We start from the raw sequence: 18,631 nt of genomic DNA, 5'->3' as shown, positions 1-18,631 counted from the left end.
AGAGCAGGCCACGTGCGATCGACATGGTGTTGCAGCCAGCCGGGTCCGAATCCCGGCATCTCCAGCCCTGTCGCCAGCGACAGCGACAAGGCTCCATCGCAGGGTGAGGCGTCCAGCGCCGATGCCGGACGCGTTGATCATCCAGCGCTGTCAGCGACGCGCCATCCCGGCCTCAGCGCTGCTTGTCCAGCAACTGATGCCGCACGGCGACGATGCACGGTTCGTTGGTGGTCAGATGCACGAACGCCGAGTTGTCGTTGGGGTCGCCACTGCCGATATCGACCAACGCTGCCTGGGTGCTGCCGCGATGCTTAAAAGCGGCAATCGCGGTCACCGCATTCTTCAGCGGGATGGTGGCGTCGTTGGACGAACCGCATAGCAGCGTCGGCGTCTGCGGCGCCCAGTCCAGCAGGTCGTTGCGCGCCAGGTCCTTGCGGAACGGATTGCCGGGGTTGCTGGCAAAGTCGCGATAGAACCCGGGCTGGAAGTACGCCTTGAGCTGTTCGATCCCGGGCAGCGTATCGCCCAGGACCAGATCGGTCAGGCCCAGCTTGCCGGGGAACAGCGCCTCCACCCGGGCCGCCCACGGATCCTGAAATACCTGCCCGGCCGCCAGATAGATATTGCGATACGTGTGCTGCATCGCGACGATCGCGTAGCTGCCCAGGATGATGCCGAAGCTGCTTTCGCCAACCGCGTTGCTCCCGCTCCAGCTGTCCACGAAGGTTTGCTCCAGCGCGTAGGGCCCGGAGATCGGCGCGCTGGCAACCAGATGGAACTCCCTGGACAGATGCGCTTCGATCTCACGCTGGGTCGCCAGTGCGGCATGGCCGCCTTGCGAATACCCCGACAGCATGACCTTGCCGGACAACGGCGTCTTCAAGCGCTGCAGCACGCTGCGTGCCGCGCGCAAGGCATCGATCGTCGCACTGGCCTCGGTCGCACTATGCAGGTAGGGATGGAAGCCGTAGCTGGATTGACCGAGCCCCAGATAATCGCTGCTGACCACCACATAGCCCTGGCTGGCCAGCCTTGTGACCAGCGGGTCGTCGCCCTTGGCGTCACGAATGTCCTTGGCCTGTTCCTCATTGCGGATCGTCGCTGTCGACCGCCCCCAGCCCAGCAACGGATACGGCCCGGTGCAACGCTCGCCACCTGGAATCAGCACCACGCCCGACGCAGTGGCCGGTTCGCCATCGACACCGACAGTGGCATAGGTGAACTCGGCCACGCGCACATTGCATCTGGGCTGTTCGGCCTGCGGCTCGGAGGTGAGTAACGCGGCAATCGCATCCCGGGTGTAGCTGGTCAGGAAATTGCTGCTGAGCAAGCTGCCGCGTGCGGGCGATGCCTGCGCGCTGGGTGCAAGCACTGCGCTGGCGATACCAAGCATGGCCAGCAGGCCCAACGTCAATCGGGATCTGATCTGCAACATGGTGAGGCTTCTCTCGTGGATGACTGCAATGGGCAGGGGACTGGCGTGTCGAAGGATCGAGATCCGTTGCGCGATCAACGCACGCGGGCTGGGCGGCGCGGTGACTGCACCATGGGGTGGGATCGGCGCGGTGCGCGGCACGCTCGGTCAGCGCAATGGCGACCGCCCGCGCGCGTCACGCAAGACAAGACGCGATGCATGAATCCAAATCGGCATGTGCTGGCACCAGCGCTGGGCATGCGTGCAGTATCGCCGTCGCCGCACGCGGCCCAGCTCGCGCGCACGAAGCTTGCGCGCGCATGGCGAACCCCGCAGCAGGCGAATGTTTACAGCGCGTTGGACATGTACACCGATAGCGCGTGGCGCTTCGCCAATGCATCGGCGGGCATCTGCGCAGTGCATGGATCACATAGATCGGCGTTTTGAAAATCCGCCCGGCTGCGGTGTCGTTGACCCGCAACACGCGTCGCACCAAGAGTCATACAGCGCGTGCGAGCGACGCACAGCGTGAGGCCGTATCGACACACTCACGCGACTGCCACTATCACCGCACCATGTCAGACCTGAGAACGTCGCAGGCAGCAGATTGCCCGCGACTCGACCGCAACATCACACACAAACAACCAGGCGCCAGCAACCGCGTCGATTCAGACGCTGAAGCTGCTCCCGCACCCACAGGTGGTCTTGGCGTTCGGATTGCGGATCACGAACTGCGCCCCGGTCAGGCTTTCGGTGTAGTCCACTTCGGCGCCCATCAGGTACTGCAGGCTCAGCGGGTCCACCAGCAGCGTCACCCCGTCGGTGGCCACGGCCAGGTCGTCCTCGGCGCGGTTCTCGTCGAACTCGAAGCCGTATTGGAAGCCGGAACAGCCGCCACCCTGAATATAGACACGCAACGCCAGCTCGGCGTTGCCTTCTTCCTGGATCAGCTCGCGCACCTTGCTGGCGGCGGCCACGGAAAAGTTCAGCGGCCGGTCGATGGACTGGTAGTCCGGGGCCGGGGCGGCGGTGGGTAGCGAAACGAGCGTGCTCATGGCGTCAGCATGGGGGCCAGGCGGCCCCACTTCAAGCGCTGCTTGCCAAACCTGGCGCCTCGCTTCAGCCGGGGGCACGCCCTCAGGCGTCGGCAGTCTCAGCCTGCAAGGCCTTGACCGGCTCGGCGCGGCCGCCCTCCGGCGCCGGCAACGCGGCGGTCGCGCCGGCGGTGGCGGCATGGATCAGGCGGCCGGTGAGCTGCGCGCCGGCGCTCATCTCCACCACCTGGTAATGCACATTGCCCTGCACCCGCGCGTTGGCGGCCAGTTCGACCCGCTCGGCGGCATGCACGTCGCCGGTCAGCTGGCCATTGATGATCACCACCGGCGCGCGCACCTCGCCTTCGATGCTGCCCTGCTCGGCCACCGTCAAGGTGGCGCTGGCGCCGTCTTCGGCAATCACCTTGCCCAGGATGCGGCCTTCCACATACAGCCCGCCGCTGAACATCAGGTCGCCGCGGATGACCACCTGCGGCCCGATCAAGGTGTCGACCACGGTCTGCGCACCACGGTTGGATTTGTTTCCGAACATCAGCTACTCCCCCGCGCCATTCCCGGCGACTTTCCAGTCGAATGTCTGATTGACCGGCGCCCCGTCGCCGCTCAGGGAGATTTTGACACGTTGCGGAGTGAAATCCTTCGGTAGGATCACGCTGCCGTCCAATTGCTGGAAATAGCGGAACGAGTACGGCTGCCCGGCCGCATCCGGCTTCTGGTGCAGCTCGTTCCAGCTCACCGTGACCAGCTTGCCGGCACGCACGCCTTCCACCGCAAAGCGCAGCTGGCCCTGGCTGATCGCGCCGCGGTTGAGGTTCTGGGTCAGCACCACGCTGTAATTCCAGGTGCCGCCGGCCTCGGCGGCGAATTGCACCGAGTGCGCGTTCAGCCCCTTGCGCTGCGCGGTGGAGCCCACCAGGCGCTCGTAGAACGCCACATCCGCGCGCAGCGCGGCGATCTGCTCGTCGCGCTCGGCCAGCGAGGCCTGCACCTCGGTATTGGCGGCGCGGCTGATCTTGTCGGACATCGCCAGGTTGACCTGGCGCTGCTGCAGCTGCGCGATCTGCCGACGCTGCTGGGCCTGGTTGCGCTGCGCCTGCTGCAGCGCCGCCTCGGCCTGGACCAGACGCGGCGCGGCAGTGCGGCTGGCCATCCACCACACCCCGCCCAGTGACGCCAGCCACACCAGTGCGATCACCAGCCATAACCAGCGGCCGCGGGAACGGCCACCGCCGGAGTCACGTTGGACGATCTGAACGCGTGCGGCTGGTCGCATGGGCATCGGGTCCGGACAGGCCGGCGCAGTCATGGGCGGCGTAGTGTGCCAGAGCGCCACTGACCGTCGTGCTGGCGCTGGACCGGCGGTTATCCCAAAGTTCTGCGATAGTTCTGCAATTGTTTGCAGGAATCGACAACGCCATGAGCGAAGCCCATCTGTTCGTGATCGGCATCCTGCTGGCCTGGCTGGCCGGCATCCGTGTCTATCTCACCGTGTTCGGTGTCGGCCTTGCCGGCCTGCTCGGCTGGATCGAGCTGCCGCCCGCCCTGCACCCGGCACAGTCGTGGTGGGTGCTGGGCACCTCCGGTGCCCTGGCGGTGGCCGAATTCTTCGCCGACAAGATCCCCGGCGTGGATTCGGGCTGGGACCTGCTGCAGACGCTGGCACGCGTGCCGGCCGGTGCCTTCCTGGCCGCGGCCACGCTGTCGCCGGACGGTGATCTGAGCACCGGCGTGCTGGCCGCCGGCGCCGGCGTGGCGCTGACCAGCCATACCCTCAAGGCCGGCACCCGCGCCTTGCTCAACACCTCGCCGGAACCGGCCAGCAACTGGGTCGCCTCACTGGCCGAAGACACCATCACCACCACCGCGCTAGCGCTGGCACTGGCGCACCCGTTGCTGGCACTCAGTGTTGCGGTGGGCTCCAGCGTGCTGGCCACGCTAGTGGTGTGGTGGGTCTGGCGACTGCTGTGGCGGGGCATGCGCCGGCTGGTCGCGCCGATGCGTTCCACCACCACGCCGGCTGCACGTCGCTCCCCGCTATCGTGAAGTTCATCGCATAATCATCGCGACTGCAGGGAGTATCGATGGCCGCCCGAGATCCGGTTCCTTTCACCCGTGACGACACCGCCACGCGCAATCGTCCACTGCGCGCCGAAACGCCGCCAGCCGACTATTGGCGCCGCTGGGCCGACGAGGCCGCGGCGGCGGCCACCGTTGCCGAGCCGGTGAGCGCGGCCATCATTCCGGCGCCTGCGCCTGCTGCCGCACCCGCAATGATCCTGCCGATGGCGCCAGCGCAGTCCGCTGCACAGGGCAGCAGCGCGCACGCGACGGCCGCAGCGCCGACACCAACGACTGCCTCAACCCCGCGCGAGGGCGATGACAACGTCGCCGCCGACGCGCCGTACCGCGTGCTGATCGTCGAGGACGACCGCTCGCAGGCGTTGTTTGCGCAGAGCGTGCTGCACGGCGCCGGCATGCATGCGCAGGTGGAAATGACCGCTGCCAGCGTGCCGCAGGCAATCCAGGACTACCACCCGGATCTGATCCTGATGGACCTGCACATGCCCGAGCTGGACGGCATCCGCCTGACCACCCTGATCCGCCAGCAGCCGGGCCAGCAATTGCTGCCGATCGTGTTCCTGACCGGCGACCCGGATCCGGAGCGTCAGTTCGAAGTACTCGACAGCGGCGCCGACGATTTCCTGACCAAGCCGATCCGCCCACGTCACCTGATCGCCGCAGTCTCCAACCGCATCCGCCGCGCCCGCCAACAGGCGCTGCAGCAGGCCGGCGAACCGGTCAGCGTGCGCAGCAATCCGGAAACCGGCCTGCCGACGCGCGGCCATGTGATGGAACTGCTGGCCGATGCGCTGGCGCGCAAGCAGGCCGGCGGGCTGTTCTTCATCGAAATCGCCAGCGCGCTCGGCCTGCGTGAGCGCTACGGCTATGCCGCCTACGAGCGCCTGATGACCCAGGCCGGGCATCGCCTGGCCAGCGCCGCGCACCCGTATCCACTGGCGCGCTTGAACGACAACAGCTTCCTGCTGCTGGGCGTGGACATGCCCGAATCCAGCCTGGAACAGCACGCGCTGGAGATCCGCCAGCGGCTGTCGGCGCATGCCTTCCCGGTGCGCGAGGAAGAATCGGTGCACGTGCGCTGCGCCATCGGCGTGGCACCGCTGGGCCTGGGCTTCGACGACACCGGCAGCGCGTTGGAAGCGGTCGAGCGCACTGCGCTGCAGGCACGCCTGCGCAGCGACGGCGTGCAGGCCTATCTGGCCCCCAGCCAGGCCGAACAACAGGAGCAACTGCGCCTGGTCGAAGGCCAGCTCGAACTGGCCTATCAACCGATCGTGGCGGTGGCCGGCGGCGACACCGCGCAATACCAGGTGCTGCTGCGGCTGCGCCAGGCCGACGGCACGCTGCTGTCGGCCGGCCAGGTGATTCCCGCCGCCGAAGCGGCCGGACGCATCGCCGATCTCGACCAGCAGGTCATGGACCACGCGCTCGGCCTGCTGCATCTGTACCAGCACGCCCACCCGCCGCTGCGGCTGTTCGTGTCGCAGTCGCCACGCACGCTGGCACGCGACGCCTTTGCCGACTGGCTGCTCAAGGCGCTGCTCGAGCGCGGCGTGGCCGGGCAATCGTTGATCGTCGACCTGCGCCTGGACGATGCCCTGATCCACGTGGTCACCGTGCAGCAGTTCTGCGCCAAATTGATGCCGGCCGGCGTGCAGTTTTGCCTGAGCCAGTTCGAGCCCGGCGACGAAGCCAACGCGCTGCTGGGCCAGTTGCCGCTGAGCTTCGTGCGCATGGCCAACCGCTTCGCCGATGCCCACGGCAACGCGGCAGTCCGCGACGAACTGCGCAGCGTGATCAATATCGCCCATCAGCGCGGCCTGCTGATCATCGGCCAACGCATCGAAGATCCGCAGGCGGCCGCGGCGATGTGGATGAGCGGCGTGGACTTCATCCAGGGCAACCTGGTGCAGACGGTCGGCAAGGAACTGGACTTCGACTTCACGAACGCGGTGCTCTGAGTGACAGCGCGGGCAGGAGGCCTCCGCGCCTGGAGCAGCCTGGCCACGCTGACCGCGCTGGTCGCTGCGCTGGGTGCCGGCCTGCAGTGGTCGGCCATCGACGGGCCGTGGCGCGCAGTGACGGCGCTCTCTGCAGCACTGACGGTGGTATTTGGTCTATGCGCCGCAGTTGCCGGCTACCGCAGCGCGCGCGCGCAACGCGCCCTGTCACAACGCCTGGAAGAAGCCGACGTTGCCCGTGAACGCCTGCAGCAGGAGCTGCAGCGTCACGGCGCGCTCGAACAGGAACTGTTGCGCGCCAAGCAGACCGCCGAGGCCGCCACGCTGGCCAAGGGTGAATTCCTGGCCACCATGAGCCACGAGATCCGCACCCCGCTCAACGGCATCATTCCGATGCTGGAACTGATCTCCAGCGGCCAGCTCAGCCTGGACCAGCGCGACATGCTGCAGACCGCCACCGGCAGCTCGCTGCAGCTGCTGCGCATCGTCGACGACATCCTCGACTACTCCAAACTCGAAGCCAACAAGCTCGAACTGGAGATCACCACCTTCAACCTGCGCGAGCTGCTGGACGGCGTCGTGCAGCTATTGCAGCGCACCGCCGAAGGCAAGCAGCTGCGCCTGGGGCTGGATATCGAACCGTCGGTGCGCCTGCTGGTGCGCGGCGACCCGATCCGCCTGCGCCAGGTGCTGGGCAACCTGATCGGCAATGCGATCAAGTTCACCGAGCGCGGCAGCGTCGACATCCAGCTGCGTCGCCTGGGCGAAACCCGCGCCCAGCATCTGCTGCGCTTCCAGGTGCGCGACACCGGCATCGGCATCGCCCCGGATCAGCAGGCACGCCTGTTCCGCTCATTCGCCCAGGCCGACGCCTCCACCACCCGCCTGTACGGCGGCACCGGCCTGGGGCTGGCGATCTGCAAGCGCATCATCGACCTGATGGGCGGCCGCATCGGCGTGGAGTCCGAGCCTGGGCGCGGCGCCACGTTCTGGTTCGAAATCCCGCTGCTCAAGGTCATCGGCGACCTGCAGCACAACACCGGTGCCGATGCCGCGCGGGTGATGGTGATCAGTTCCGACACCCGCCTGTCGCAACGCCTCAAGCGCCTGCTCGACAGCTGGGGCGTGTCGCACGTGCTGATGGAAACCACCCAGGAAGCATTGGAGCGGGTGCGTCGCCACAGCGACAGCGAAGGCTTCCGCTGCGTCATCGCCGACCACGACACGCTGCGCTACAGCGCACGCGCCGTGCATCGCGCACTTGCGCGCCCGGACGACCTCAGCGGCGCGCGCCTGATCTGGCTGTACGGCGACGAGCCGGTGCCGTCCGAGCTGCAGGACAATGCCACCCTGGTGCCGCGCCAGAGCCCGGACGAGACCCTGCGCTCGCTGGTGCTGCCGCCCGAGCCAAGGCCGGCCCACGCGGCCACGCTGGCCGCGGCGATGATTCCCGAGCCGATGGCGCCCGCGCTGGCCAACGCGCGCGACGTGCACATCCTGCTGGTGGAAGACAACCCGGTGAACCTGCTGGTCGCGCAGAAGCTGCTGGCCGTGCTCGGCTTCGACGCCGATACGGCCACCGATGGCGAAGCCGCGCTGAGCAGCATGGAGTCCACCCGTTACGACATGGTCTTCATGGATTGCCAGATGCCGGTGCTGGACGGCTATGCCGCCACCCGCCGCTGGCGCGCGATGGAAACCGAGAGCGGTGGCCGCCCGATCCCGATCGTGGCGATGACCGCCAACGCCATGGCCGGCGATCGCGAACGCTGCCTGGCCGCCGGCATGGACGACTATCTGTCCAAACCGGTTGCCCGCGAGCAGCTCGACGCCTGCCTGCAACGCTGGCTGCCGCGCCAACCATTGCTGCCTGGCCCGGCCACCGGCAGCCAGGCCACAGGCGACCCCGAAAGCGCCAGCAGCGCCGCGCAGGCGCGCGCCCTGCCGATCCTGGACAACAGCGTGATCGAGGAGCTGTACGAGGTGGCGGGCGCGGACACCATCACCATCCTGCAGCTGTTCCTGGAAGACGCGCCGGGCATCATTGAGCGCCTGGAAACCGCAGCCACCAACCGCGACAGCATGCAGCTGCGCGATCTGGCGCATACGCTCAAATCCTCCAGCGCCAACGTCGGCGCCAAGGCGCTGGCCAATGCCGCGCGCCGGATCGAACTGGCCGCGCGCACCGGCACCATCGAACGCCCCTCGGTGATGGTGGCGCTGGTCATCGCCGAATACGCACGCGCCCGCCTGGCGCTGCTCGGCCAGGTCGCCCGCCTGCAGGCCAAGACCCGCACAGCCGGCTGAACCGCGCAAGCCTGCAGCCGACGACAACAACCGGCCAGGCGACACAGTCGAAGACATCCTGCGAAGAAAAATCTCGCCCCGCTCTCGCCGCGGCGAGAAGGCAGGGTTTGCGCGCCACTGGCATGCGTGCCCTGGAGCGCCAGCGTCGCAAACGCGGGCCGGGGCGCGGCTCAGATAGCGCGCGAAGCCACATGCGGCCACTCACAGCGACAGCACGACACCCATGCAGCGCCCGCAGCGCCTGCATGTTCCCCAGCAGTACAAGCGCTTACTGACTCACCCTATTGCGCTGATCCCGACACGACGCCGACCAGCACCGCGCTGAGCGACCTCAGTCGTCCAGCTTGGTCAGCAGGTAATTCGGCTCGCCGATGCGCGCCACCAGATCCAGCTGCGTTTCCAGCCAGTCGATGTGCTCTTCTTCCGATTCCAGGATGTCCACCAGCAGCTGGCGGCTCACGTAGTCGTTGACGGTCTCCGCATAGGCCACGGCCTCGCGCAGCACCGCAACCGCCTCACGCTCCAGCGCCAGATCGCAGCGGAACATCTCGGTGGGGTTCTCGCCGATGCGTAGCTTGCCCAGCGCCTGGAAATTCGGAAGTCCCTCGAGAAACAGGATGCGGTCGGACAGCTTGTCCGCATGCTTCATCTCGTCGATGGATTCCTTGTACTCATGCTCGGCCAGTTCTTTCAGGCCCCAGTTCTTCAGCATCTTGGCGTGCAGAAAGTACTGGTTGATCGCAGTGAGTTCGTTGTAGAGCACCTTGTTGAGGTACTCGATGACCTTGGTATCGCCCTTCATGCGATGTCTCCGAGACAGTGAGCCGGCCGCACTGTAGCGCGTTGCCGCGGCGCATGAAGGAACGCGAATCGTGATCAGTTGCGCGACGCCTACCCGATCCCGGGTGGGCCGTCATCCGGCCTGTCGCAACAGCGGAGCGCGCATCGATCATTCGCCGAACGATCGCTTACAGACTGTCGATCGAACCATGACTGCAGCCGGTCCCGAACTGGCCGCATGATCGTCAGCCAGGGAGCCCACCTATCGATTGCGCATTGGTGGCGCGAGCCAGCAACCCGGCTGCGGCAATCTGTTATCGACAGCGCGCGAGCACGCTGGAAGGCGCTCAGGCAGCGCTGGCAAGTCCCAGCATGGGCAGCGGCAGTGCGCGGCTCGCATGGGCCTGGCTCAGCACGTCGCCCGCCATTTCCAGGCACGACCCACAGTTCGAACCACAGCCTGTGCGCATGGTCAGCTCGGCCAGGCTGGCGCAGCCATTCTCGGCCGCTTCGCGGATCTGGTGGTCGGTGACCCCATTACAGATGCAGACGTACACGGTATCGGTCGGGTGCTGGCGATCCGGAGAGGACCGAGACCGATTGCACCGCAAACGAGAATAGGTGTCAATTCCAAACGTTAATCATTATTAATCCGCACCGCACGAGGCCCGCCCCGCTTGCGTGGACGCTTGCGTGGGCTGTCGTGCCCGGCCGCGCTGCTGCCCGGCAACCACGCCTCCAGCGCGCGCTCGGGCATCACCCCGACCGCCGCCGAGCCCGCGATGGTCTGCGCCAGCGGAGCCAGATGACGCAGCGCGCGCGCGTAGACCCCGCGCTTGAACATCACCACATGCTCGACCGGGTACCAGAAATCCACCCAGCGCCAGTGATCGAACTCCGGCGTGTCGGTGTGGTCGAGCTTGAGATGGGATTCGTGGCCGGTGAACTGCAGCAGGAACCACACCTGCTTCTGGCCAATGCAGACCTGACGCTCGTTGCGCCGTACTGCCCGGCTCGGCAGGCGATAGCGCAGCCACCCAGGGGTGGCACCGAGCAATTCAACATGCTCGGGCAACAACCCGGTTTCTTCGCGCAACTCGCGGTACATGGCTTCTACGGGTGTCTCATCGGTATTCATGCCACCTTGCGGGAACTGCCAGCCGTCCCTGCGCACACGTCGTGCCCAGAACACCTGACCATCCTCTCGCATCAGCACGATGCCGACGTTTGGCCGGAAACCGTCCGGATCGATCACGATGCGGACTCCTGAAAATCTACTGTCACCGACTCTGCCACGGCGACGGCCGGCTCACAAGCTGAAAACGAAATGCTTGACAACACGCGAGCGCTTGGTAAGAATTGCCGGCTCCCTAGGCTATGTAGCTCAGCCGGTTAGAGCACAGCACTCATAATGCTGGGGTCGGTGGTTCGAGTCCACCCATAGCCACCAAGGTGTTCATGCGCACACAGGCATGCAATAATCTTGGCCCAACACGTTTTATTGCCCCGTCGCCAAGCGGTAAGGCACCTGACTCTGACTCAGGCATCGGTGGTTCGAATCCATCCGGGGCAGCCAAACACGAAAGGTCCGATCTGACGATCGGGCCTTTTTTTGTTGCCCGATTACTTCTGCCCAGCACAGCGGGGATGGGGCGCGCACGCAAGCCGCCCCGAGGTCGAACAACGGTCGCCGCAGGCGACGCCCCCACCCCGCCCTCGTCCGGAAGGGATGCTGCGTTAGCCAGGCGCCCAGCAGAAGCGCCACCTTAGAACTGGCCACTCTCAGGCATCACCCCCGCCGCCGCGCGCAGGCGCCGCCACCGCTGCCACTTGCTACGAGATGGCCACCCAGCGTTTGCGGAAGCCGCCAGGCCCGGCCAAAGAAACCTGCCTCGCAACACAGCACATCGCAGGCCACCGACTGCAGGCTCCCACTGCGCAGACCCCAAAACGACAAAAGCCCGGCATTGCCGGGCTTTTGAAGCAGGCGCCCCGGCGAACCGGGACGCAACAAACGCGATGGATCAGCGCTTGGAGAACTGGGTCGCGCGACGGGCCTTGTGCAGACCGACCTTCTTACGCTCGACTTCGCGAGCGTCACGGGTCATGAAGCCGGCCTTGCGCAGCTCGGACTTCAGGGTTTCGTCGTACTCGACCAGTGCACGGGCGATACCCAGACGGATCGCACCGGCCTGACCGGTGGTGCCGCCACCGGAGGCGGTGACCAGGATGTCGAAGCTTTCGGTGTTCTTGGTGAGTTCCAGCGGCTGACGCACGATCATGCGTGCAGTCTCACGGCCAAAGAACTCGTCCAGCGGACGGTCGTTGACGGTGATGTTGCCGGTACCCTTGCGCAGGAACACGCGAGCGGTGGAGGACTTGCGGCGGCCAGTGCCGTAGTTTTGCGTGATAGCCATGATTAGATATCCAGAACTTGCGGCTGCTGGGCGGCGTGCGGATGCTCGGCACCCGAATAGACCTTGAGCTTGCGGTACATGGTGCGGCCCAGGGGGCCCTTCGGCAGCATGCCCTTGACGGCGATTTCGATCACGCGCTCCGGGTGGCGCTCCAGCGCCTGCTCCAGGCTCTCGGTCTTGAGGTTACCGATGTAGCCGGTGAAGCGGTGATACTTCTTGTCTTTCAGCTTGTTGCCCGTGACCACGATCTTTTCGGCATTGATCACCACGAGGTAATCGCCGGTATCGACGTGCGGGGTATAAACCGGCTTGTGCTTGCCGCGCAGACGGCGGGCCAGTTCGGTGGACAGACGGCCGAGCGTCTTGCCGGCGGCGTCAACGAGATACCAGTCGCGCTGGACGGTCTCGGACTTGGCGGTGAACGTAGTCATGAGAAAACTCTTGAGTGGTCGGGCGGATTGCAGCGGCAATGACCGCTGGAACTTTGCCACGCGTTGTGAAGGCGAAACAGAAGAGGCGGGATTGTACGGGACGATACAAGGCCACGCAAGTCGCCGGCTGGCCGGAGCGCTGGCGGTTGGCAGCGGCTCGGTCCGGGGCCAGAATCGGCGCATGACCCAGATCTCCTCTTTCCGACTGCATAGCCCGCTCGACCGGCTGCTAGTCGAAGCCCAGCGCGCGCTGGACACGGTATTCGGCAATCCGCCCGCCGAGCGCCCCAACCCGGCCGCTGACACCCCCGACGTCGCACTGGAACCGGACCAGCGTCGCCACGCCGCCGGCTTGATGCGGATCAACCACGTCGGCGAAGTCTGCGCGCAAGGCCTGTATTTTGGCCAGGCCGCGGTCGCCCGCGATGCCCACACCCAGCACCATCTGCTGGAGGCGGCGCAGGAAGAAACCGACCATCTGGCCTGGTGCGCCGACCGCCTGCACGAGCTGGACAGCCGCCCCAGCCTGTTCAACCCGCTCTGGTACGCCGGCAGCTACGCGCTCGGCGCCCTGGCCGGATTGCGCGGCGACGACTGGAGCCTGGGCTTCGTGGTCGAAACCGAGCGCCAGGTCGAAGCGCATCTGGACGAACACCTGGAAACCCTCCCCGAGGTCGACCAGCGCAGCCGCGCGATCCTGCGCGTGATGAAGATCGACGAAGCCCGCCACGCCGACCAGGCCGAACAGGCCGGCGCGCGCATCCTCCCGCCCCCGATCCCCAGCGCCATGGCCCTGGCCTCCAAGCTGATGAAAGCGGTGGCGTACCGGCTGTAGCCGGCGGGATTGGGGATTGGGGATTGGGGATTGGGGATTGGGGATTGGGGATTGGCGGCTGGCAGCTGGCAGCGCCCAGCAAACCAAGCCCACACCTCGCAACACCCCACTGGAGCAGAGCCCCCTTCTGTTAAGGGGGCGCGCCGAAGGCGGGGGGATAGGCTGCTACGAAGTGGGGCCCAAGGTTTGCTACGCAAACCTTGGGGGGTCAGGCCCACGCAGTGGGGCTGACCACGCAGGGCTGACCACGCAGGGCTGACCACGACTATCCCACCAGCTTCAGCCCGATCACCCCGGCCACGATCAGGCCGATGCAGGCCAGACGCGACCATGACGCGCTGTCGCCGAACAGTGCGATGCCGGCGATGGTGACGCCCAGCGCGCCGATCCCGGTCCAGATCGCGTAACCGGTGCCGACCGGAATGGTCTTCAGTGCCTGGGTCAGGAACCACAGGCTGATGCCCGCCAGACCGATCGTCAGCACGGTCGGCCACAGGCGGGTGAAGCCGTCGCTGTACTTCAGGCCCATGGCAAAACCGATTTCGAACAGGCCGGCCAGCAGCAGATAGATCCAGGGCATCGCATCACTCCTCACTTGAAAAACGCACAAAAAAAAAGCGACCCAGTGTTTGCACACTGGGCCGCCGTCGGCTGTGGAACGCGAGGTCATCGCGTGGCGGGCCGTCCCGCCTTGGTTCTTTCGCGCGCCTGCAGGCAGGTCACGCAACAGCTCGCTCGCTGCGCTTACTCGCTCAGGTTGCGCCCGTGGAACAGCTCTTCGATCTCGCGCTTGAGCAGCGTTTCAATCTTCATGCGCTCCTTGAACGAGAGGTTCTTGGCGCGCTCCTCGAACAGGTACTGGTCCAGGTCGAAGTCCTTCAGGTGCATCTTGGTGTGGAAGATGTTTTCCTGATAGACGTTCACGTCGAACATCTCGTAGCGCGACTTCACGTTCTTGGCGAGGAAGTGCTGGATCGAGTTGATCTTGTGGTCGATGTAGTGCTTCTTGCCCTTCACATCGCGGGTGAAGCCACGGACGCGGTAGTCCATGATCACGATGTCCGATTCCAGGCTCTCGATCAGGTAGTTCAGCGCCTTCAACGGCGAGATCACGCCGCAGGTGGCGACGTCGATATCGGCGCGGAATGTGGCGATGCCTTCCTGCGGATGCGTCTCGGGGTATGTATGGACAGTGATATGACTTTTGTCCATATGCGCAACCACGGCATCGGAGATCAGCTCCTTACCAGCCTGCTTCTTGTCGATGACGGGCTCTTCCGAGATCAGGATCGTGACCGATGCGCCCTGCGGATCGTAGTCCTGACGTGCGATATTGAGGATGTTGGCGCCAATGATCTCGGCAACATCGGTCAGGATCTGCGTCAGACGATCGGCGTCGTACTGCTCATCGATATATTCGATGTAGCGCTGACGCTCCTCTTCGGTACGCGCGTAACAGACGTCGTAGATGTTGAAGCTCAACGCCTTGGTGAGGTTGTTGAACCCCTGTAGCCTCAGGCGAGGCAACGGCTTGACCACGTCGGTCTGTCCTTATGGAAGGCGGGAAAGGAAACAATTATGAGCCAAAGATCCCAGCAACGAAATGCCGATGTTAAGAATGGTTTACCTTGCATGACTCATGCCGTTAAGCTTCAGGAATTACACGCGGAACTACCATGAGCCCAGGAAACACGACGGTTGTGACTACGACGGTACGTAACGCTACCCCTTCTCTGGCGCTGGACGCGGGCACGATCGAGCGTTTCCTGGCGCACAGCCATCGCAGGCGCTATCCGACCCGGACCGATGTGTTCCGGCCAGGAGACCCGGCTGGCACCCTCTACTACGTGATCAGTGGCTCGGTGAGCATCATTGCCGAGGAAGATGACGATCGTGAGTTGGTGCTGGGCTACTTCGGTAGCGGCGAGTTCGTCGGCGAGATGGGGTTGTTCATCGAATCCGATACCCGCGAGGTGATCTTGCGCACCCGCACCCAGTGCGAGCTGGCCGAGATCAGCTACGAGCGGCTGCAGCAGCTGTTCCAGACCAGTCTGTCGCCGGATGCGCCGCGCATCCTGTACGCGATTGGCGTTCAGCTGTCCAAGCGGTTGCTCGATACCACAAGGAAAGCCAGCCGCCTGGCGTTCCTGGACGTAACCGACCGCATCGTGCGCACCCTGCACGACCTGTCCAAGGAGCCTGAAGCGATGAGTCACCCGCAGGGCACCCAGCTGCGCGTATCGCGGCAGGAACTGGCACGGCTGGTGGGTTGTTCGCGCGAAATGGCCGGTCGCGTGCTCAAGAAGCTGCAGGCCGACGGCCTGCTGCATGCGCGCGGCAAGACCGTCGTGCTCTACGGCACCCGCTAGGCGGTTGTGGTCGCGGCTGGTGCAGCACTGCACCAGCCGCAGCTTGAACCGCATGCCGCACGGTATGCGGACTGATGCGGTCGGGCGCGCTGCGCCGCCGCGTGCTGCTTGCTGTGAATTACTAGCTGCTTACCCTTCCCTGCTGCTTCGGCGGGCTTGGCGTGACCGGTAAATCTTGGTGACAGCCACCGGATGCGCGCGAAGCAAGCCGTGCGTCTGCGCGGTAGCTGCCGAGTTCGAATACCTGCCGTGCCCGCCAGGCTGCGCGCCGCTACCGGCGCCAGGCGCTACAGCGCCTTGCCACCGCGATCGCGACATCCCCAGTTGAGGATCGGCGTGCCGGCCGGCAGCACCTGCCGGAACAGCGCTTCGCGATTGGCCTTCGGATTGACCACCACCGGCGCACGCGCGGCCTTCAACAGCGGCAGATCCGCGGTGCTGTCCGAATAGGCAATGGCGATGTCGGCATAGCCGCGCTCGCGCAGCATGCGCATCTTCTCTTCGTTGTGGCAGTGACGTCGCGCGGTGACCGCACCCAGGCGTGGGCCGACCAGGCTGCCGATCACCGGCACGTCCTGATGGGCGACAAAGCCGAGAATCGCGCGCGCCAGTTCCGGCGGCGCGCCGGTGGCCACCACCACGCGGTCGCCGGCAGCGCGGTGGTCGGTGAACACCTTCAAGGCGTGCGGCAACAGGCGCTGCCGGATCTGCGCCTCATGCTTGAGCACGTACGCATCGATGAAACGGTTGAACTCGCGCGTACGGTGCAGGCCGAAGGTGGCGATCCACACATACCCGGACACGCCGCGGCGACGGGTCGGCAGCATCGCCACCATCGGGCCGAGGATTGGCGAGGCCAACAGCGCCACCAGCAGACGCAAGGGGTTGCGCTTGATCAGCCAGGCGAACAGATGGCTGCCGGAGTCGCCGTCATACAGCGTGTGGTCGAAATCGAAGACCACCAGCGGTGCGTCGTCGCGCGGTACGGGATACGCCTCAGTCATGCGCGAAGAATAGCTGACGCAGCGACTCGCCGGGTTCGGGCGCGCGCATGAAGGTCTCGCCGACCAGAAACGCGTTCACGCCGTGGCTGCGCATCAACTGCACATCGGCCGGAGTGACAATGCCGCTTTCGGTGACCAGGATGCGGTCGCGCGGCACGGCGGCGCGCATGTCCAGCGTGGTCTGCAGCGTCACTTCGAAGGTGCGCAGATTGCGGTTGTTGATGCCCACCAGCGGTACCGGCACCTGCACCGCGCGCTCGAGCTCGTCGATGTCGTGCACTTCCACCAGCACGTCCAGGCCCAGCTGCATGGCCAGGCCGGACAGCTCGGCCAGCTGCCCATCGTCCAGTGCCGAGACGATCAGCAGGATGCAATCGGCGCCAAGCACGCGCGCTTCGTAGACCTGGTAGGGGTCGACGGTGAAGTCCTTGCGCAGCACCGGCAGCGTGCAGGCCTCGCGCGCCTGGCGCAGATAGGCATCGGCACCCTGGAAGAAGTCCACATCGGTCAGCACCGACAGGCAGCTGGCGCCGCCGAATTCATAGCTGACCGCGATGTCGGCCGGGTGGAAGTCGGGCCTGATCACGCCCTTGGACGGGCTGGCCTTCTTCACTTCGGCGATCACTGCCGGCTCGCCGGCGGCGATGCTGGCCTGCATGGCGACAGCGAAACCGCGCGTAAGCGGCAGGTCGGCGCTGCGCGCGATCAGCTCGGCCAGCGGCACGCGCGCACTGCGCTCGGCGATTTCTTCGGCCTTGCGGGCGAGGATGGTGTTGAGGATGTCGCTCATCGTATCGGGTCCTGGCGGGCGGGCATTATCGGTCAAGACGGCCGCAACCGGCCGCCACGCGCCAGCGCGCAGCATGCCAGCGGGATTGTGAGGATGCCGAGGCCATGCTTGCCGGTGCGGTGGGAAGGGTCAGGCCTGCGGGGCAATCTGCCGGGTGAAGGCGACATAGGCGTCCAGCTTTGCACGCGCCGAGCCATCGGCCAGGACCGCACGCGCACGCACGACGCCGTCGGCGATGCTGTCGGACACGCCTGCCACGTACAGCGCCGCCCCGGCATTGAGCGCGACGATGTCCAGTGCCGGGCCGGGCACATTGTCGAGCACCTGCAACAGCATCGTGCGCGACTGCGCGGCATCGGCCACCTTGAGGTTGCGGCTAGCCGACATGGCAATGCCGAAATCCTCCGGATGCACTTCGTATTCGCGCACCTGGCCATCGCGCAGTTCGCCGACCAGGGTGCCGGCACCGAGCGAGAGCTCGTCCATGCCATCGCGGCCCCACACCACCAGCGCGCGCTCGGCGCCAAGTTCCTGCAGCACGCGCGCCTGGATGCCGACCAGGTCCGGATGGAACACGCCCATCAGGATGTTCGGCGAGCCGGCCGGGTTGGTCAGCGGGCCGAGGATGTTGAAGATGGTGCGCACGCCCATTTCACGACGCACCGGCGCCACCACCTTCATGGCCGGATGATGCACCGGTGCATACATGAAGCCGATACCGGTCTGCGCCAGCGAGGCGGCGACCTGCTCGGGCTGCAGCTCGATCGCCGCGCCCAGGGCCTCCAGCGCGTCGGCACTGCCGGACTTGGAGGAGACGCTGCGATTGCCGTGCTTGGCGACCTTGGCACCACCGGCGGCGGCCACGAACATGGCGCAGGTGGAGATGTTGAAGGTATGCGAGCCATCGCCGCCGGTGCCGACGATGTCGACCATATGCTGGCGATCACTCACTTCCACGCGACGCGAGAACTCGCGCATCACCGTGGCTGCGCCGGCGATCTCGCCGATGGTTTCCTTCTTGACCCGCAACCCGGTGAGGATGGCGGCGACCATCATGTCCGAGACCTCACCACGCATGATCTGGCGCATCAACTCGACCATTTCGTCATGGAAGATTTCGCGGTGTTCGATGGTGCGTTGCAGGGCTTCTTGCGGGGTAATGGGCATGGACGAGGACCGTGGCAAAACG

19 protein-coding genes and 2 tRNA genes are annotated in these 18,631 nt (G+C 65.8%); 7 read left to right on the top strand and 14 right to left on the bottom strand.

The genetic code is table 11. The features are described from left to right. Positions 1-172: 172 nt before the first annotated feature. The 4 genes from ABQY74_RS02915 to ABQY74_RS02900 form a co-directional block, all read right to left on the bottom strand. Positions 173-1,435 carry a lipase family protein gene (locus tag ABQY74_RS02915; protein WP_104574899.1) on the bottom strand — a complete coding sequence of 421 codons (1,263 nt, stop codon included), beginning with the start codon at positions 1,433-1,435 and terminating at the stop codon, positions 173-175. Between the two features lie 647 nt (positions 1,436-2,082). Further along, entirely contained in the window at positions 2,083-2,469 is a 387-nt protein-coding gene (erpA, locus tag ABQY74_RS02910; RefSeq protein WP_024938186.1) for an iron-sulfur cluster insertion protein ErpA, read from the bottom strand. 82 nt (positions 2,470-2,551) lie between these two features. After that, positions 2,552-3,001 (bottom strand): polymer-forming cytoskeletal protein, encoded by a 450-nt coding sequence (locus ABQY74_RS02905; RefSeq protein ID WP_065050343.1) that lies wholly within the window; start codon positions 2,999-3,001, stop codon positions 2,552-2,554. Between the two features lie 3 nt (positions 3,002-3,004). Next, entirely contained in the window at positions 3,005-3,742 is a 738-nt protein-coding gene (locus ABQY74_RS02900; RefSeq protein ID WP_104574901.1) for a DUF6776 family protein, read from the bottom strand. Positions 3,743-3,885: 143 nt separating this feature from the next. On the opposite strand from ABQY74_RS02900, the gene ABQY74_RS02895 reads away from it, so the two are divergent. The 3 genes from ABQY74_RS02895 to ABQY74_RS02885 are packed head-to-tail and all read left to right on the top strand — an operon-like array spanning position 3,886 to position 8,816. Continuing rightward, positions 3,886-4,512, top strand: a complete 627-nt coding sequence (locus ABQY74_RS02895; protein ID WP_102255577.1) for a DUF4126 domain-containing protein — start codon at positions 3,886-3,888, stop codon at positions 4,510-4,512. Positions 4,513-4,550: 38 nt separating this feature from the next. After that, positions 4,551-6,509, top strand: a complete 1,959-nt coding sequence (locus tag ABQY74_RS02890; RefSeq protein ID WP_349793312.1) for an EAL domain-containing protein — start codon at positions 4,551-4,553, stop codon at positions 6,507-6,509. A gap of 39 nt (positions 6,510-6,548) precedes the next feature. Continuing rightward, positions 6,549-8,816: an ATP-binding protein gene (locus ABQY74_RS02885; protein ID WP_349793481.1), complete on the top strand. Its 2,268-nt coding sequence runs from the start codon at positions 6,549-6,551 to the stop codon at positions 8,814-8,816. A gap of 331 nt (positions 8,817-9,147) precedes the next feature. Here the strand turns inward: ABQY74_RS02885 and bfr are convergent, their stop codons facing one another. The 3 genes from bfr to ABQY74_RS02870 form a co-directional block, all read right to left on the bottom strand. Beyond that, entirely contained in the window at positions 9,148-9,618 is a 471-nt protein-coding gene (gene bfr, locus ABQY74_RS02880) for a bacterioferritin (RefSeq protein ID WP_005990707.1), read from the bottom strand. 325 nt (positions 9,619-9,943) lie between these two features. Further along, the gene (locus ABQY74_RS02875) at positions 9,944-10,153 is read right to left on the bottom strand and encodes a bacterioferritin-associated ferredoxin (RefSeq protein WP_024938191.1); all 210 of its coding nucleotides are present in this window, start codon (positions 10,151-10,153) and stop codon (positions 9,944-9,946) included. A gap of 80 nt (positions 10,154-10,233) precedes the next feature. Beyond that, complete coding sequence (locus tag ABQY74_RS02870; protein WP_024938192.1) at positions 10,234-10,851, bottom strand: RNA pyrophosphohydrolase; 618 nt, start codon at positions 10,849-10,851, stop codon at positions 10,234-10,236. A gap of 118 nt (positions 10,852-10,969) precedes the next feature. On the opposite strand from ABQY74_RS02870, the gene ABQY74_RS02865 reads away from it, so the two are divergent. Further along, positions 10,970-11,046: transfer RNA gene (locus ABQY74_RS02865), tRNA-Met, on the top strand. A 52-nt stretch (positions 11,047-11,098) separates the two neighbouring features. After that, a tRNA-Gln gene (locus tag ABQY74_RS02860) sits at positions 11,099-11,172 on the top strand. A 448-nt stretch (positions 11,173-11,620) separates the two neighbouring features. Here ABQY74_RS02860 and rpsI read toward each other — a convergent pair. After that, positions 11,621-12,013, bottom strand: a complete 393-nt coding sequence (rpsI, locus tag ABQY74_RS02855) for a 30S ribosomal protein S9 (RefSeq protein ID WP_016902423.1) — start codon at positions 12,011-12,013, stop codon at positions 11,621-11,623. A gap of 2 nt (positions 12,014-12,015) precedes the next feature. Then, complete coding sequence (rplM, locus tag ABQY74_RS02850) at positions 12,016-12,444, bottom strand: 50S ribosomal protein L13 (protein ID WP_016902424.1); 429 nt, start codon at positions 12,442-12,444, stop codon at positions 12,016-12,018. A 181-nt stretch (positions 12,445-12,625) separates the two neighbouring features. Here rplM and coq7 point away from each other — a divergent pair, with 181 nt between their 5' ends. Further along, a complete protein-coding gene (coq7, locus tag ABQY74_RS02845; RefSeq protein ID WP_039514749.1) occupies positions 12,626-13,279 on the top strand; it encodes a 2-polyprenyl-3-methyl-6-methoxy-1,4-benzoquinone monooxygenase in 654 nt (217 codons plus the stop codon). 265 nt (positions 13,280-13,544) lie between these two features. Here the strand turns inward: coq7 and ABQY74_RS02840 are convergent, their stop codons facing one another. Both ABQY74_RS02840 and speD read right to left on the bottom strand, forming a co-directional pair. Then, entirely contained in the window at positions 13,545-13,859 is a 315-nt protein-coding gene (locus ABQY74_RS02840; protein ID WP_003483069.1) for a multidrug efflux SMR transporter, read from the bottom strand. Positions 13,860-14,023: 164 nt separating this feature from the next. Beyond that, a complete protein-coding gene (speD, locus tag ABQY74_RS02835) occupies positions 14,024-14,818 on the bottom strand; it encodes an adenosylmethionine decarboxylase (protein ID WP_005990692.1) in 795 nt (264 codons plus the stop codon). 137 nt (positions 14,819-14,955) lie between these two features. Between speD and crp the strand changes: the two genes are divergently transcribed. Then, positions 14,956-15,648, top strand: coding sequence for a cAMP-activated global transcriptional regulator CRP (crp, locus tag ABQY74_RS02830; RefSeq protein ID WP_024938194.1), 693 nt, complete (start codon positions 14,956-14,958; stop codon positions 15,646-15,648). A gap of 287 nt (positions 15,649-15,935) precedes the next feature. Here the strand turns inward: crp and ABQY74_RS02825 are convergent, their stop codons facing one another. From ABQY74_RS02825 to trpD, 3 genes are read right to left on the bottom strand one after another with little or no spacing between them, the layout of a single operon-like run. Further along, positions 15,936-16,652 (bottom strand): haloacid dehalogenase-like hydrolase, encoded by a 717-nt coding sequence (locus ABQY74_RS02825; RefSeq protein WP_016902427.1) that lies wholly within the window; start codon positions 16,650-16,652, stop codon positions 15,936-15,938. After that, positions 16,645-17,517: an indole-3-glycerol phosphate synthase TrpC gene (gene trpC, locus ABQY74_RS02820; protein WP_372470029.1), complete on the bottom strand. Its 873-nt coding sequence runs from the start codon at positions 17,515-17,517 to the stop codon at positions 16,645-16,647. Before trpC ends, ABQY74_RS02825 begins: the two co-directional genes overlap by 8 nt. A 54-nt stretch (positions 17,518-17,571) precedes the next feature. Continuing rightward, positions 17,572-18,609: an anthranilate phosphoribosyltransferase gene (trpD, locus tag ABQY74_RS02815; protein WP_104554451.1), complete on the bottom strand. Its 1,038-nt coding sequence runs from the start codon at positions 18,607-18,609 to the stop codon at positions 17,572-17,574. Positions 18,610-18,631 lie beyond the last annotated feature (22 nt).

It is taken from the genome of Xanthomonas sp. WHRI 7064 (assembly GCF_040202355.2).
Lineage (GTDB): Bacteria > Pseudomonadota > Gammaproteobacteria > Xanthomonadales > Xanthomonadaceae > Xanthomonas > Xanthomonas arboricola.
This window is presented reverse-complemented; position numbering and strand designations above follow the sequence as displayed.